The 2,203-nt window shown below is 60.6% G+C and carries 3 protein-coding genes; 2 read left to right on the top strand and 1 reads right to left on the bottom strand.

All coding sequences use genetic code 11. From position 1 onward, the window contains the following. Nucleotides 1-127 precede the first annotated feature (127 nt). Nucleotides 128-1,165, bottom strand: coding sequence for a hypothetical protein (locus tag RMO15_RS13305; RefSeq protein WP_309713331.1), 1,038 nt, complete (start codon nucleotides 1,163-1,165; stop codon nucleotides 128-130). 94 nt (nucleotides 1,166-1,259) lie between these two features. Between RMO15_RS13305 and RMO15_RS13300 the strand changes: the two genes are divergently transcribed. After that, nucleotides 1,260-1,859 (top strand): NUDIX domain-containing protein, encoded by a 600-nt coding sequence (locus RMO15_RS13300; RefSeq protein WP_309713328.1) that lies wholly within the window; start codon nucleotides 1,260-1,262, stop codon nucleotides 1,857-1,859. Then, nucleotides 1,856-2,203 (top strand): flavoprotein (locus RMO15_RS13295; RefSeq protein ID WP_309713325.1); only part of this gene is annotated, 348 nt, incomplete at its 3' end. The genes RMO15_RS13300 and RMO15_RS13295, both read left to right, overlap by 4 nt.

Genomic DNA, 2,203 nt, shown 5'->3' with positions numbered 1-2,203 from the left:
GCGTGTAGAAGCCCGTGTGATCGCCAAAGGGGCCGGAAGAAGGCTTCACCCGCCCCTGGCCGCCGGTGATCGAGATGGACGAAGCGGTCAAGAAGCGGGTGGATTCCCTCTGGAGCCAGCTGGGGCTCTAGAAGTTGGCCGTCAGTGTCCCGTTGAGCGTCGCTCCACCGGAGTTGGGGGTGCTAGTGGGATAGGCACCGTTGGCGACAACCACGACGTTCTCCAGGGAGACGGTGATCGAGGTGCTGGTCATGGCGGTGATCCGGAGGGTTCCGCTGGTGGGCTTGAAGTAGAGAGAGCTGTCTCGGCCAAGCTGCCGGCTGATACTGAGTCGAACGGGGTAGTTTGTCGCCGATGTTCCCAGGTTATTGAAGATATCTCCCGCACGGAAGGGAGCACTGGGAGTGCTGGAGTCGATCAGGTTGAACTCGATAAGCGTATTGGGGTAGGTGCTGTAGGAGCCCTGTCCCATCGTGAAGTTGATGTAGGTGTCGCCGCCGCGCTGACCTCCCAGCTTGCCCAGAGCCAGTGGCCCTGAGGGGAAATCACCCGTACGATTGGTCACCGTGAGCGTCCCATTGGTCGGAACAGGTGTCGGGCTTGGTGTGGGAACTGGGGTGGGTGTAGGAGCCGGAGTCGGCGCGGGAGTCGGTGTGGTGCCGGGCGAGGGGAGCACCACAGGCGAGTCGGAGCGACGGAACGGCAGGTCAGGCTGGGCGATCCCATTGGCGGTGATGTGCAACGTCCCTTGGCTATTGTCCGCAGGCAAGATCCCCGTGACACGGATCTCGTAGGCAAGGCGGGTCGCGGGATCAGTGTAGATCCCATTGAGATTAACCTCACCCGTGTCGGGATCAAAGGTTCCGGAGAGCGTAATACCTACGAGAGGAATGGTGAGCGGCCACACGACGCGGGATTTTTTAAGGGCCGCTCGGCTGACCGAGAAGACCCCCGTGGCGTTTTGGTACGCATTGGTCGTGATGGAGAGTGTGCTTGAGGCACCTCCTGGCTGGGTAATCGCCTCCGAGATAAAGCTACGGCTGGCAAAGACACTGAGCGCACTTGTCGCGCCGCTACAGCCCGGTGCGACCGTCAGTCCGACACTGGCAAGAAGTAAGCCGCCCGCGGTGATAAGGCGCTTGGCTTGAGGAGAAGAGAGTTTCATTGTTTCATTAACCTTTCTTGGCACCAGCATAGCCGCCTAGTGTTACAGGCAGCGTTACAACTTTCTCTTAATCTCCGGGTAAACTAATAAAATAATGGCAAGAAAACGAACCTCCAGTCTCCCTCCTGGTGCCTGGCGTGTGGAGGAGGCGATCTGGGGAGAGCACCAGCGCGTCCGGCTGATCACGGGCTTGCCTAGTATCATAGACGACCAGGAGCGCGTCCGCTCGGTGCACGCTGTGGCCATGCTCCCTGATGGTAGGCTCGTTTTAGCCGAGAACAAAGACGGCAGCTTTACCTTTCCGGGTGGGCGCTTAGAGGGCGGTGAGACGCAGCACCAGGCGCTGGTGCGTGAGCTTTGGGAAGAGGTGCGCACACGGCTCAAGCCCGATTACAAGCCTCTTGCGGCGACCCGGATTGAGTTTATGAACCGTGTCCCGGGCCGGGTTTACCGTGTTCACCCGACCTATCTTCTCTGGGTCTCGGGCACCGTCGCGGAGCTCTCTGACGAGCCGCACCATGATCCTGCCGATAGCGTGGTCGGACGGCGTGTCTGCACCCCGGAAGAAGCCCTCACCCTCCTGCCTGAGCTAGAACGACGCGTGCTCGAAACTTGCCTGGGCCTCCTCCCCGAGCCCACCGGCGTGATCCGTGAACTCGTCGTCGAGGGTGACAGCGATGAGGAGAGCGCGTGAGTAAGCGCCTCGTTGTCGCCATTACCGGAGCCAGTGGTGCCCTCTACGCCCAACGCTTCTTGCGCCAAGCCGTGCACCACTACGACGAGATCTACCTAACCCTCTCCTCCAACGCCGCCGCCGTTCTCAAGACTGAAATGAACCGGGAACTGGACGCCTACTTACTCGATCCTAAGATCCAGCTCTGCGAGAAACGTAATTTTTTCACCCCCCCCGCCTCAGGAAGCTTCCGCCACGATGGCATGGTGATCGTCCCGTGCTCGATGGGCACCGCAGGGCGCATCGCAAACGGTATCAGCGACGACCTCACGACCCGCGCCGCCGATGTCTGTCTCAAAGAGGGC

The organism is Armatimonas sp. (genome assembly GCF_031410135.1).
Classification (GTDB): domain Bacteria; phylum Armatimonadota; class Armatimonadia; order Armatimonadales; family Armatimonadaceae; genus Armatimonas.
This window is presented reverse-complemented; position numbering and strand designations above follow the sequence as displayed.